Below are 13,232 nucleotides of genomic sequence, written 5' to 3' on the forward strand. Positions count from 1 at the left end.
CATTCGGTCGGAATTTTTGTGGTTATTGCAGCCTGAGGACCTCGTTCCATCGGGCTATCAACCGCGCCCGTTTTACCTGATCGAGATAAACCATCAGTCCGAGGCTGACCGGCACCGGCTTCAATTGACCGCCGAGCATCTCCCGCATCGTCGTGGCGGTATTGTTGCCGGCAACTTCCGGACTGACGGCCGGGATCTGCAATTCACGCGCCATGATCGTCTGGCCTTCCTTGGACATAAAGAATTGCAGGTATCTTTTGCCTAAATCCGGCATGTTGGCAGCCTGCGGCACCAGGCCGATGCGCGACATGACGACCGTGTAGTCCTTCGGCAGCACAATTCCGACATCGGGATACCGGGAGGCCCAGTCGGCCGCATAGGAGCCGAGAATGTTATAGCCGAGCGCGAAACGTCCGTCGGCCACGCGTTCCAGAATGGCCTCGCTGGTCGAATATAGCTTGACGCCCGCGGCGCCCATCGCCTGGATCACCGACCAGATGTCGCCGAATTGTTCCTGGTCGCGGGCCATGAACAGGAAACCCACGCCGGACCGCTCAATGTCATAGGTGCCGATCCGCCCGTAGATCGCATCTCCCTGCTTTTGCAGGAAGTCCACGAATTCCGCCCGTGTCGAAGGAGGAGGAAAATCCTTGAAGCTGGGTTTGTGGTAGACGAATACGGCAGGCTCAAAGGTCAATGCATAGGCGGTGTTGCGCCAGTTGGCCCAGGCCGGCCACTGGCCGCTCATGGGCAGGTCGCTGCGTTGGGCATAACCGTCGTTGGCGAGCTTCACCTGCAGATCCATGGCGGAGGAAAAGGCGAAGTCCGCGGTCTTCTTGCCTAAATCGGTCTCCCGCACGATCCGGTCGTAGATCTCGCCCGTCAGCATATCCTCGTAACGAACCGTCACGTCCGGGTTGGCCTGCTGGAAGCCGGCGATCATAGGTTTTGCGAGCGGTTCATCGAGCGAGGAGTAAACATGCAGAACCGGCGCGTCCTCGCGGCCGGAAAGAGCCGGAAACGTAGTCGTGCCTGCGGCTGCAAGATCGGAGGAAAGAGCAAGACAGAGCAAGGAGATGAGCGGACCTTTCATCCGTCAACAATGCCTCACCGATGGCGCGGGGACAAGGCGGCGGCAGGCGCGTGGCATTCCCGTCACGGTCACGCGAATGCAGCCTGCATCTGCTTGTTTTATAATCCGGCGTCCTTACGTTCGGTCTTTTCGCCTTCGGGCGCCACTCGTCAGCAAGGTCAGATCCATGTCGCTTTCGCTCTATGATATTTCGGTACCTGTCTTCATTCGCGCCTTCGGCAATCTCAGTGAAATCCTCAGGAAAGCGGAGAGATTTGCAGATGAAAAAGGCATGGCGCACAAGGAATTGCTGGAGGCTCGGCTGATCGAAGACATGTATCCGCTTCCCGCCCAGGTCCAGCGGGCAAGCGACACGGCCAAGTTCGTGCCCGTGCGCGTGGCCCAGCTGGAAAACGTACCGATGACCGATGACGAAGTGACCTTCGCCGATCTGCATGCGCGCATTGAAAAAACGGTGACTTTTCTGAAGAGCGTCGACCCGGCCAGTATGGAAGGCCGCGATGAGGCCGAGGTGGTACTGAAGACCCGCACGGGCTCCACGACCTTCACCGCAAGAAGTTATGTTTTGGGCTTCGCCATTCCAAATTTCTACTTCCATGTAACGACCGCTTACGCGATTCTACGCCACAAGGGCGTTCCCATCGGCAAGATGGATTATATCGGCCGGTCGCAGTAACCACCCTTCAAGCGCCTCCGTGACATCCCCGCTTCCGCGCGTTTATAATCGCGTCCTGAAGTGGGGGGAGTTCGTGCGCATTCTTCTGGTCGAGGACAATCAGGCACTGGCCGAGGGGCTGTCGGCCATCCTGCGAAGCAGCGGTTATGCGGTCGACGCGGTGGCCGATGGTGCGTCCGCCGAGGCTGTTGCGGCGGCGGAGACTTATGATCTGGTGATCCTCGACCTGAACCTTCCGGAAATGGATGGGTTGGACGTTCTTCGCGCCATGCGCGCACGAGCGAACAAGGCTGCCGTGATGATCCTGACCGCGCGCGGTACGCCGGAGGAGCGGGTAAGGGGCCTCGACCTTGGTGCCGACGACTACATGATCAAGCCCTTCGATATTTCCGAATTCGAAGCCCGCATCCGGGTGCTCTTGCGCCGGCAAGCGGGCTTGAGGAGCTCGATTGTCAATTACGGCTGCATTACCCTCGACCTCACGTCCCGAACCTTTTCCAGCCAGGGCGTACCGCTCGATATCCCGGCTCGGGAGGTCGCACTCCTGGAGCTCCTGTTCCTGCGGGCGGGCAAAGTCGTCTCCAAGGATGCCATCATCGGTTCTTTGAGCGGCTTTGACGACGATCTGTCGGCCAATGCGATCGAGCAATATGTAAGCCGCTTGCGCCGCCGCCTGGCGCCGTACGGGCTGACGGTCAAGACCGCCCGAGGCATCGGGTATTATCTTGAAACCCTGGCGCCTGGCTCATGACGCCCTCCGCTGCCTATTCGCTTCGGCGCCGGCTGCTCGCCTGGCTCCTGCTTGCAACTGCCGTCATCGGCACGGCCGCCATGATCGATACTTGGGACGAGGCGGTCGATACGGCCAATGAGGTTTCCGATCGGGTTCTTGCCGGTTCGGCGCTCGCCATCGCGGAACGGGTGATCGTTGCCGAGGACGGATCTCTCGAGGTCGACATTCCCTATGTCGCGCTTGAAATGCTGACTTCAGCCGCGCAGGACCGGGTTTTCTACCGCGTCGACGGGCCGCCGGGAACGTTCATCACCGGATACCAGAACCTCCCGTCGATACCGCGTCGCGAGGGACAGGCCGCCGCATTCGAGAATGCCACCTTCCGCGGCGAGCCGATCCGTGTCGCGGCGCTCGCCCGGTCGGCCTCAACCGGCATCAATTCGGTACCCTTCATCGTTACCGTTGCCGAAACAACCATCGCCCGCCAGCATCTGACGCGGACGATCCTCATCCGATCGGCTTTGCGACTGCTCTTCATGATCGCCGGTGCTGCCGTGATCGTCTGGGTGGCGGTGACGCTGTCGCTGCGTCCGCTCTACCGTTTCAGCGAGGCGATCGCCGAACGCAGTCCCGACGATCTGCATCCGATCAGCGAGCGTGTACCGAATGAGGTGCAGGGGCTTGTCGATACCGTCAATTCCTTCATGGTGCGGCTCGAGGGAGCGCTGGAGGCGCTCAGGCATTTCACCGGCAATGCGAGCCATCAGCTGCGTACGCCGCTCGCCATCATCCGCACGCAGCTGGCGCTTGCTGGCCGTGCCACGGATATTGGAGTGGCAAGGGAAGCCACCCGCAAGGCCGACGAAGCCGTTGCCGATGCGGAACGCATCCTGGCACAGCTCCTGCTGATGGCGAGGATCGACGCGACGAAGCGGTCGACGTCGATGCAGAAGATCGACCTGACGGCCTTGGCACAAGGGGTCACGGCCGAGCATGTGCCCTTCGCCGCGGAAGCTGACATCGATCTCGGTTTTGAGGGCGAGGGGGATTCCACGGTCTTCGCCGAGCCCCTGCTGATCGGCGAACTCCTGAAAAACCTAATCGGCAACGCGCTGCTCTATGCGGGCGCCGGTGCAGAGGTAACGGTCCGGGTCAACCAAAAGGGCGACATGGCCGTACTTGAGGTGGAGGACAATGGCCCCGGTATTCCCCCGGACAAGCAGACGCAGGTGCTGAAGCGCTTCGAACGCGGAGGGATGACGGAAAAATCCGGCACAGGCCTCGGGCTGCCGATCGTGGAAGAGATCGCCCGCCTCCACGGCGCGGTATTGTCCCTCGCGCAAGGCCGCGAAGGGAGGGGCCTAAAAGTACAGGTCGCCATTCCGATAGCCGGCTAGTGGTTTTGATAGACCTTGTTGCCGCCAATCCAGGTGCTCTTCATGCCGAGGTCGCGTGTGAGTATTACGAAGTCCGCGTCGTACCCTGCCTTCAGCGATCCTTTTCGATCCGAAATACGGACCGCTTCCGCAGGATAGGCCGAGGCCATCCTGAGTGCCTCCTCTAGCGGCAGTCCAAGGGTCCGGTGTACGAAACGCGCGGAAGATATCATGTCGATATCGGCGCCGGCGAGCGTCCCATCGGCGAGCGTCAGGCGGCCGTCCCGACGCAGGATCTCCCGGCCGTTCAGGGTGAAGCTCTTCAAATCGGTTCCGATGGTGGACATGGCATCCGTCACAATGAAGATCTTGCCAGGCCCTGTCTTAGCGTGGAGGGCGACCTGCATCGAAGCAGGGTGCACGTGAATGCCGTCGGCAATCAGCCCTGCATAGAGCGAGCCGGTGTCCAGCGCGGCTCCGACGAGACCCGGCTCGCGGTGGCCAAGCGGGCTCATCGCGTTGAAAAGATGCGTCACCGTCCGCACTCCCGCCTCTGTATAGGCTCGCGCGGTCTCGTAGCTTGTTTCTGTGTGTCCGAGGCTGATCGTGAAGCCGGCTTGGGCCAGACGCCCCGCCTGATCGACCGTCACGTTTTCCGGCGCGATGGTGATCATCATCGCCTCGAACTCCCCCCGGCAGGTCAGGATGAGTTCGATATCCTTCTCTTCCATTGGCCGGATCAGGGTAGGGTCATGAGCTCCCTTGCGCGCGACCGATAGATGCGGCCCCTCCAGATGCAGGCCGAGAAAACCGGGTAACCCCTGCTCTTTTGCTTGCTTGCCGGCCGCCACCGTTTTGGCCGTGATTTCCGGCGTATCGGTGATCAGCGTCGGCAACAGCGCGGTGGTGCCGAATTTCGCATGCGCTGCGCAGATCTGTCTCAGGCCTTCCGCTGTCGGCTCCTCGTTCAGCAACACCCCGCCGCCGCCATTGACCTGAAGATCGATGAACCCCGGCACGATCAGCGCGCCCTCGGCATCAATCGTTTCCGCGTCCGATGGCAGGTGCGTTGCCCGCTCCACGGACTCGATCTTGCTGTCTGCGATGATGAGCGCGGCACCGTCATGCCAGATGGTGCCGTCGAAAATGCGGGCACCTGTGATGGCCTTGCGTGTCGTCATAATGTCTCTGTCACTTTCTTGAGTGCTACCGGCGCATCCGGATTGAAGCCCTTGGCACGCGACCATGCCTCGACGAAACCATAGAAAGGCAGGATCAGGGCGAGCGCATCGGTCAGGGGATGGCCGGTCGCGACAAACGGCAACTGCTTGGCTTTCTTCACCTTGTCCGAAGTGGCAAAAGCAAGCGCGCCTTTATTCGCCAAGCTGTCGGCGATCTCGGCCACAGAGGCTTCAGCGGCATCCCGTGCAGCAAAGGTTACGACGGGAAACCGCTTTTCGACCAACGCAACCGGACCATGCAGGACCTCCGCCGCGGAATAGGCTTCCGCATGCATATTGGATGTCTCCTTGAACTTCAGTGCCGCTTCGCTCGCAATCGCAAGCGCTGGGCCACGCCCAAGCATGTAGAGGGAGTCTGCCTCGCCGAGTTCCTGTGCGAGTTCACTCCAATCGAGTTTAACCCCGGTTTCGAAATGTGACGGCAGATTGCCGATCGCCGCCTTAAGTCCTTCGTCGCCTACCCATTCCGAAAGCAAAACGAGGCCCGCAACGATGGAATTGACGAAAGATTTGGTCGCCGCGACCGCAAGTTCCGGTCCGGCATTGATATTCACGGCGTGGGCCGAGGCGTCAGCGATCGGCGAAGGCAGCGTGTTGGTGAGCGCAATCGTTACCGCACCGGACTTGGTTGCCGCCTCCGCCATCGCCACGATATCGGGGCTCTTGCCCGATTGGGAAATGGCGATCGCGACTCCGGCGCCGAGTTCGAGCCTTGCGCCATAGATGGATGCAAGCGAGGGGCCGAGCGAAGCGACGGGTCTGCCGCTGGTGAGTTCGACGGCATATTTGATGAAGGTTGCGGCATGATCGGAAGAGCCGCGGGCGATCGTAATCAGGAAAGCCGGGTCTTTCTCGCGAAGTGCACGACCTGCGGCGGCAAGCTCGGATTTCGACCCGTCGAGCAGGCGCTGGACGGCCTCCGGTATCTCATCAATCTCCTGCCGCATGTGTGTCTGCATCATCTTGTCCTCGAACGTTATTTTTCGCCGAGCGAAAGCTCGGCCACGAAATCATAGGCATCGCCCCGATATAGGGACCGCGTCAGCTCGACGACACGGCCGGACGCCAGATAGGATACGCGCTCGATGGACAGGCCGGCCGCTCCGATCGGCACCGCCAAAAGCCCCGCATCCGGGTCTTTCATATTGCAGGCTGATATTCGCTGGATGGCGCGCACGGGGCGGGCGTTCTTCTTTTCCAGCTCCGCATAAAGAGAGTTGGTGACGACCGAAGGGTCCGGGAGGAACTCGACGGAAATACTGGCCCGCTCAATGGCAAGCGGCATGTCGTCCGCAATGCGAAGACGGCCGAGACGGGCGACCTTGGTTCCTGGTGCCAGCCCCAGCATCATCATTTCTTCCGGAGAGGGGTGGAAAAGCCCGCGCTCCAGCCATTCCGACCTCGTCACCAGGCCGCGTCGGGCCATATCCTCCGTGAACGATGTCAGTCGGGTTAGCGGTTGTTCGACGCGTGACAACGGTTTGACCACGAATGTGCCCGAGCCATGCTTGCGGGTAAGCAATCCGTCCTTGACGAGGTCGTCCACGGCCTTGCGGACGGTGACGCGACTGACATTGGCATAGTCGGCAAGATCGCGTTCCGCCGGCAGTGCGTCTCCATGGCCAAGCCTGCCGGTACGGATCGCATCTTCCAGGCTTTGCCGCAGCTTCATGTAGAGCGGCCCCGTCCCGGCTGACTGCAGGCCGTCGAGCGGAAGGATCGTGGCAAGCGTTTCGTTCATACGCGTACCTCCGCCGCGCGGCCATGGGTCTTGACTGCAAGTGCGACAGCGCCCGTAAGGGCGTCCGCAAGCGGTTCGGATAGTCGCGACCGGTGCCGTTCTGCAAGATATTGCGGATAAAGCGGCGCCAGCCCGCCCAGCAGGCAAAGCCGGCCTTTCCCTTTGGTAATGGCATTCACCGCATCGAGCGCCTGGTCTATGTCCGAGGCTCCCGTCTTTAGAATGCGTATTGCCGCTTCGTCGCCGCGCCCGGCGAACTCGAATACCCTCGGCGTGTAGCGGCCGAAGTCGCCGGGCCTGGCGAGACGCGCGAAGTCGACGACATTTTCGGGGTTGTTGCCGAATTCCGCGAGGATCGCCTTCGAGAACTCTGTCATCGGGTGAATCCGGTCATAGGCGAGCAGGCTCTCCTGCAGTGCGAGCTGGCCGAGACGGGCACCGCTGCCGAGATCGCTGACCTGAAATCCCCAGCCTGCGACGGAGCGAAGCACTCCTTCATGCCGGGTGATGTAAACCGTGCCTGTACCGACTATGCCGATCGCGCCATCATCGTCTCCAATCGCGCCTTGCAAGGCGATGACGCCGTCGGAAACGATATCCGCCTTCTTGAAGGGCAGGCGGCCCTGGACGTAGCTAACCGCGTCGCCGACATTGTTGCCGGCAAGGCCGAGGGTGGCGGCAACGGAAGCGAGATCGGGGACAAGTCCCGCATTCTCGAACGCGAACCGCGCGGCTTCCGTGATGTGATTGAGCGCGGTATCGGGATCGGTCAGAATGTTGGAGGCGCCGCTTTTCCCGCGCCCGATGATCTCGCCTGCACCGTTGGCCAATGCCGCACGGCAGCTCGTTCCTCCACCGTCGATTCCGATAAAATAGTCGCCCATGGATACCTCCGTAATTAATGATACCAAAAAAATACCATTAACCAAGGCCATTTCGGAATTTTTCGGAGCCACCGCCACATATCATTGAAATAAAGCTGTTTTTTACAAGTTCCTTCAAAGGGTGAGCCTCTTTCTTCATAAAAGTTAATTTTCCTTCTGGACAATTGGTATTTTTTTGGCATCATTTTGGCAGAGGGAGAAACCGGATGAGCAGTAACGCCACCGAAGCCAGGCATGGGAAGGCAGAAGGGCTCGATACGCGTGAGCCTGCTGAGATCCTGCGCCTTCTGGCGGCCGGCCAGCAGCAGGCGGCGAAGGCCGTCGATGATGCCATTCCCGCCATTGCTCAGGCTGCGGATATTGTTGCGTCGACCTTGAGGTCCGGAGGCAAGCTTGTTTATGCGGGCGCCGGCAGTTCCGGCTTGATGGCCATGGCCGACGCGCTTGAGCTGCCGGGCACCTATGGTATCCCGCGCGAGCAGATCGTGCTTCTGCTCGCCGGCGGCATATCGAGTCTCACCGATATGGAAGGCGCGCCGGAAGACGACGTTCCGCTTGCGGAAAAGGACGCTGCGGTCATAGGTTCGGGCGATTGCGTCATTGCTGTTTCGGCAAGCGGTTCGACCCCTTATGCGTGCGCGGTTGCCGACATTGCCCACAGGTGCGGAGCCAGGATTGTCGCCATGGCCAACAACGCGGGCGCTGAGCTTTTCAAAAGAGCCGATGTCGCGATCGTGCTGGAGACGCCGCCGGAAGTGGTGGCCGGCTCGACGCGCATGGGTGCTGGCACCGCCCAGAAAATGGCCTTCAACATGCTCTCGACGCTCGCTGCAGTGAAGCTCGGCCATGTTCATGATGGTCATATGGTTAACCTGCGTCCCGATAATGACAAGCTGCGTGCCCGCGCCGCGCGTATGGTGGCGGAGATCGCCGGCATCGATATGGACGAGGCGCGCATTTTGATGGGATCTGCCCAGGGTTCGGTGAAGGTCGCGGTCCTGCTGGCCGCCGGCGCTCCCAGCACGGACGCTGCGAAGGCGCTGCTCGCCCGCTCCGGTGAGGTGCTGCGTGTCGCGCTGAGCGAACTGCAGGCAAATAAGAGTTCCATGAAGCGCGCCTGAAGGCGCAAAAAAGAGGGAGAACATCATGACCCGCATATTGAAAGGCATGCTTTTCGCCACGACCGTGCTCGCGCCTGCTGGCTTGGTTCACGCGGCGGATGCGCAGCTGACGATCGAAAGCTGGCGTAACGACGACCTGGCGATCTGGCAGGAAAAGATCATCCCGGCTTTCCAGGCGAAGAACCCCGATATCAAGGTGAGTTTCGCACCGATGGCGCCGACGGAATACAATTCCGCGGTCAACGCCAAGCTGGAAGCCGGTACCGCCGGCGACCTCATCACCTGCCGCCCGTTCGACCTCTCGCTCGCCATGTTCCAGAAGGGCCAGCTTGCTCCGCTGAGCGATCTGCCGGGCATGGAAAACTTCTCCGACGTGGCGAAGTCTGCCTGGACTACGGACGACGGCAAAACGACCTTCTGCGTGCCGATGGCTTCCGTCATCCACGGCTTCATCTACAACAAGAAGGCATTCGAGGAGGCCGGCGTTCAGGTCCCCAAGACGGAGGACGAGTTCTTCGCCGTGCTCGAAAAGTTCAAGAAGGACGGCAACTACATCCCGCTCGCCATGGGCACCAAGGACCAGTGGGAAGCGGCGACGATGGGTTATTACAACATCGGCCCCAATTACTGGAAGGGTGAGGAAGGCCGCAAGGCGCTGATATCAGGCAAAGAAAAGCTCACCGATGCGCAATGGGTCGAGCCTTACAAGGCGCTGGCGAAGTGGAAGCCTTATCTGGGCGACGGTTTTGAAGCGCAAACCTATCCGGACAGCCAGAACCTCTTCACCCTCGGTCGTGCTGCAATCTATCCGGCCGGCTCTTGGGAAATCGCGCCGTTCAAGGCGCAGGCTGACTTCGAGATGGGCGCTTTCCCGCCACCGGTGAAGAAGGCCGGCGACACCTGCTACATCTCCGACCATAACGACATTGGCCTCGGCCTGAACGCCAAGGGCAAGAACCAGGAGGCCGCGAAGAAATTCCTGGCTTGGGTGGCCTCGCCGGAGTTCGCCGAACTCTATGCAAACTCGCTGCCGGGCTTCTTCAGCCTGAACTCCAAGCCGGTTAAGATGACCGATGGTCTGGCTCAGGAATTCGTATCCTGGCGCCAGAACTGCAAGACGACCATCCGACCGAGCGCTGCGATCGTCGGCCGTGGGCAGCCGAACCTCGATCTGGAGATGTGGCGTGTTTCGGCGAACGTGATCAACGGCACCCAGACGCCGGAACAGGCCGCCGCCGAAACCCAGAAGGGTCTCGACAGCTGGTACAAGCCGGCCAAGTGAGCTGAAGGCGCCCTCTTCGAAAGAAGCGCTTCATCCCAACCCTCTCCCTGCAAGCCGGGGGAGGGAATGGACCCTGCTCGATCACGACGTCGAGGAAGTTGCCGCAGAACACGGCCTTATCTCCAATAGACGGGGAGAAGGTTGCTGTAGCTGGATGTAAGCATTGCCATAACCTTTCCGCCGACACCCTATGAACACTTGGAACCGAGCCATGAGCGATACCGAAATTGCCGATATCGAAGCGGCTCCTGTCAAACGGTCGACCCGCTGGCACATTGCCGTTTTTCTGGCGCCGGCCTTTCTCGTCTATACGGCCGTAATGATCCTGCCTCTGATCGAGACGCTGCGCCTGTCGCTGTTCAACATGGTCGAGGGCCAGCTCGCCTTCGTGGGTCTCAACAATTTCAAGGTGCTCTTCAGCGATCCGCGGCTTTCCGCCGACTTTTGGAATGCACTGAGCAACAACGTCGTCTTCTTCATCATCCATATGCTGGTGCAGAACCCGGTCGGCATCGCGATCGCCGCCATGCTGTCGGTACCGAATTTGCGCTTCGCCGCTTTCTACCGCTCGGCAATCTTTGTGCCGACGCTGCTGTCCTTCGTTATCGTCGGCTTTATCTGGAAACTCATCCTTTCGCCGATCTGGGGTATTGCGCCGGGCCTGATGGACCTTGTCGGCCTCAAATCCTTCTTCGCGCCCTGGCTCGGCAAACCGGATACTGCGCTGCTCGCGGTCTCCCTCATCTCGGTTTGGCAATATGTCGGTATCCCTATGATGCTGATCTATGCAGCGCTCCTGAATATTCCCGATGAAGTTCTGGAAGCTGCCGAATGCGACGGCATCACCGGCTGGAGCCAGTTCTGGAAGATCAAGCTGCCGCTTATCCTGCCTTCGATCGGCATCGTCTCGGTGCTGACTTTCGTGGGCAATTTCAACGCCTTCGACCTGATCTATACGGTGCAGGGCGCTCTCGCCGGGCCGAACGGCTCGACTGATATCTTGGGCACGCTGCTCTATCGCACCTTCTTCGGTTTCCAGAACCAGATGGGCGACCGCTCCATGGGCGCCACGATCGCCGCCGTGATGTTCCTCATCATCCTGGCCGGCGTATCCCTTTACCTTTTCGTCATCCAGCGGCGCATGCGTCGCTATCAATTCTAGGAGCGCAAAGATGTCGAAAGCCCGCGCCGCTCCGTTGCGCACCGCGCTCATCCACCTCGCGCTGATTGCCTATACCGTGGTTGCGCTTTTCCCGGTCTTCCTGACGGTGGTCAATTCGTTCAAGAGCCGCAACGCCATCTTCCGCGAGCCGATGGCCGTGCCGACGCCCTCGACCTTCAGTCTCGTCGGCTATGAGACGGTTCTGCAGCAGGGCGATTTCATCGGATATTTCCAGAACAGCCTTGTCGTCACGGTTGTCTCCATCGCTCTGGTCCTGCTGTTTGGCGCGATGGCCGCATTCGCCCTGTCTGAATACCGTTTCCGCGGAAACACGCTGCTCGGCCTCTATCTGGCGCTCGGCATCATGATCCCGATCCGCCTCGGCACGGTCGCGATCCTGCAGGGCATGGTGGCCGCCGGCCTCGTCAACACGCTGACCTCGCTGATCCTCGTCTACACCGCGCAAGGGCTGCCGCTCGCGATCTTCATCCTTTCGGAATTCATGCGCACCGTATCAGACGATCTGAAGAATGCCGGCCGGATCGATGGGCTTTCGGAATATGCGATCTTCTTCCGCCTCGTCCTGCCTCTGGTCAGGCCCGCCATGGCGACCGTTGCGGTCTTTACCATGATCCCGATCTGGAACGATCTCTGGTTCCCGTTGATCCTGGCTCCCGGCGAGGCCACCAAGACGGTCACGCTCGGCGCCCAGATGTTTATCGGCCAGTTCGTCACCAACTGGAATGCAGTGCTGTCGGCGCTGTCGCTGGCGATCCTGCCGGTCATGGTGCTTTACGTCATCTTCTCGCGGCAATTGATCCGCGGCATCACCTCGGGAGCCGTCAAGTGAACACATCCACTCCTCCTGTCCGCGTTGTCGTCGCAGGCCTCGGTAACATGGGCCGCAGCCATGCGCTCGCCTATCACAACAATCCCGGTTTCGAGATCGTCGGCCTCGTCAACCGCTCGAAGCGCGACCTGCCGACAGCACTCGAGGACTATCCGTTCTTTACGGATTTCGCTCTGGCACTCGATCAACTGAAGCCTGATTTATGCTCGATCAACACCTATTCGGACAGTCACGCGGACTATGCGGTCATGGCCTTTGAAGCCGGCTGCCACGTCTTCGTGGAAAAGCCTCTGGCGACCACCGTCGCCGATGCCGAGCGCGTCGTCGCGGCGGCGAAGAAGCATGGCCGCAAGCTGGTGATCGGTTATATCCTTCGCCACCATCCGTCCTGGATGCGGCTGATCGAGGAGGCGCGCAAGCTCGGTCCGCCTTTCGTCTTCCGCATGAACCTGAACCAGCAGTCGTCGGGCGAAAAATGGGACGTCCACAAGGCGCTGATGCAAACCACCTCGCCGATCGTCGATTGCGGCGTGCATTACGTCGATGTCATGTGCCAGATCACCGATGCCAAGCCGGTCGAGGTGCGCGGCATGGGCCTGCGCATGTCCGAAGAGATTGCGCCGGACATGTATAACTACGGCCATCTGCAGGTGATGTTCGAGGACGGTTCCGTCGGCTGGTACGAGGCGGGCTGGGGTCCGATGATGTCGGAGACGGCCTTCTTCGTGAAGGACGTCATGTCGCCCAGGGGATCGGTGTCGATCCTCGTCGATCATAAGGCCAAGTCCGACGACATCGACACGCATACCAAGACTTCGGTCATCCGTGTCCACACCGCCGAGACCGGCCCGGATGGCCGGTTTATTCGGCCGGATGAAGATCTTTCCATGTCCGGTGAGCCGGATCACCAGAAACTCTGCGATCTCGAACAGGCCTATGTTCTGAAAGCCATCCGCGGGGACATCGATCTCACCCGGCACATGGACGATGCCGTCCAGTCGCTCAGGATCTGCCTCGGGGCGGATGAGAGCGTACGCACCGGCAAGCCGATCCGTTTATAAGGAAAACGTACC

13 protein-coding genes are annotated in these 13,232 nt (G+C 60.4%); 8 read left to right on the top strand and 5 right to left on the bottom strand.

Annotation, left to right across the window (positions count from 1 at the left end; translation table 11 throughout):
• Positions 1-22 precede the first annotated feature (22 nt).
• Positions 23-1,093: an ABC transporter substrate-binding protein gene (locus tag EDE05_RS20525; RefSeq protein ID WP_134102738.1), complete on the bottom strand. Its 1,071-nt coding sequence runs from the start codon at positions 1,091-1,093 to the stop codon at positions 23-25.
• Positions 1,094-1,259: 166 nt separating this feature from the next.
• Between EDE05_RS20525 and EDE05_RS20530 the strand changes: the two genes are divergently transcribed.
• The 3 genes from EDE05_RS20530 (at position 1,260) to EDE05_RS20540 (ending at position 3,899) form a co-directional block, all read left to right on the top strand.
• Positions 1,260-1,769 (top strand): DUF1993 domain-containing protein, encoded by a 510-nt coding sequence (locus tag EDE05_RS20530; RefSeq protein ID WP_112796224.1) that lies wholly within the window; start codon positions 1,260-1,262, stop codon positions 1,767-1,769.
• Positions 1,770-1,842: 73 nt separating this feature from the next.
• Complete coding sequence (locus EDE05_RS20535; protein ID WP_134102741.1) at positions 1,843-2,520, top strand: response regulator transcription factor; 678 nt, start codon at positions 1,843-1,845, stop codon at positions 2,518-2,520.
• Positions 2,517-3,899, top strand: coding sequence for a sensor histidine kinase (locus EDE05_RS20540; RefSeq protein WP_134102744.1), 1,383 nt, complete (start codon positions 2,517-2,519; stop codon positions 3,897-3,899). Before EDE05_RS20535 ends, EDE05_RS20540 begins: the two co-directional genes overlap by 4 nt.
• On the opposite strand, the gene nagA is transcribed toward EDE05_RS20540, so the two are convergent.
• Genes nagA through EDE05_RS20560 form a run of 4 tightly spaced genes read right to left on the bottom strand, consistent with a single transcriptional unit; the run spans position 3,896 to position 7,744 of the window.
• Positions 3,896-5,059: an N-acetylglucosamine-6-phosphate deacetylase gene (nagA, locus tag EDE05_RS20545; protein ID WP_134102747.1), complete on the bottom strand. Its 1,164-nt coding sequence runs from the start codon at positions 5,057-5,059 to the stop codon at positions 3,896-3,898. The genes EDE05_RS20540 and nagA overlap by 4 nt on opposite strands.
• Entirely contained in the window at positions 5,056-6,078 is a 1,023-nt protein-coding gene (locus tag EDE05_RS20550; protein ID WP_134102873.1) for an SIS domain-containing protein, read from the bottom strand. Before EDE05_RS20550 ends, nagA begins: the two co-directional genes overlap by 4 nt.
• Positions 6,079-6,095: 17 nt before the next feature.
• Positions 6,096-6,860 carry a GntR family transcriptional regulator gene (locus tag EDE05_RS20555; protein WP_134102750.1) on the bottom strand — a complete coding sequence of 255 codons (765 nt, stop codon included), beginning with the start codon at positions 6,858-6,860 and terminating at the stop codon, positions 6,096-6,098.
• The gene (locus EDE05_RS20560; RefSeq protein ID WP_134102753.1) at positions 6,857-7,744 is read right to left on the bottom strand and encodes an N-acetylglucosamine kinase; all 888 of its coding nucleotides are present in this window, start codon (positions 7,742-7,744) and stop codon (positions 6,857-6,859) included. Before EDE05_RS20560 ends, EDE05_RS20555 begins: the two co-directional genes overlap by 4 nt.
• A 206-nt stretch (positions 7,745-7,950) precedes the next feature.
• Here EDE05_RS20560 and EDE05_RS20565 point away from each other — a divergent pair, with 206 nt between their 5' ends.
• The 5 genes from EDE05_RS20565 (at position 7,951) to EDE05_RS20585 (ending at position 13,220) form a co-directional block, all read left to right on the top strand.
• A complete protein-coding gene (locus EDE05_RS20565; RefSeq protein ID WP_134102756.1) occupies positions 7,951-8,865 on the top strand; it encodes an N-acetylmuramic acid 6-phosphate etherase in 915 nt (304 codons plus the stop codon).
• Between the two features lie 25 nt (positions 8,866-8,890).
• Positions 8,891-10,147 (top strand): ABC transporter substrate-binding protein, encoded by a 1,257-nt coding sequence (locus EDE05_RS20570; RefSeq protein ID WP_134102759.1) that lies wholly within the window; start codon positions 8,891-8,893, stop codon positions 10,145-10,147.
• Between the two features lie 211 nt (positions 10,148-10,358).
• Positions 10,359-11,309 (top strand): sugar ABC transporter permease, encoded by a 951-nt coding sequence (locus EDE05_RS20575; RefSeq protein ID WP_105373597.1) that lies wholly within the window; start codon positions 10,359-10,361, stop codon positions 11,307-11,309.
• A 10-nt stretch (positions 11,310-11,319) separates the two neighbouring features.
• Positions 11,320-12,159: a carbohydrate ABC transporter permease gene (locus tag EDE05_RS20580; protein ID WP_105373598.1), complete on the top strand. Its 840-nt coding sequence runs from the start codon at positions 11,320-11,322 to the stop codon at positions 12,157-12,159.
• Complete coding sequence (locus EDE05_RS20585; protein ID WP_134102762.1) at positions 12,156-13,220, top strand: Gfo/Idh/MocA family oxidoreductase; 1,065 nt, start codon at positions 12,156-12,158, stop codon at positions 13,218-13,220. Before EDE05_RS20580 ends, EDE05_RS20585 begins: the two co-directional genes overlap by 4 nt.
• Positions 13,221-13,232: the final 12 nt, after the last annotated feature.

Source organism: Neorhizobium sp. R1-B, from assembly GCF_004368875.1.
Taxonomy (GTDB): Bacteria; Pseudomonadota; Alphaproteobacteria; order Rhizobiales; family Rhizobiaceae; genus Neorhizobium; species Neorhizobium huautlense.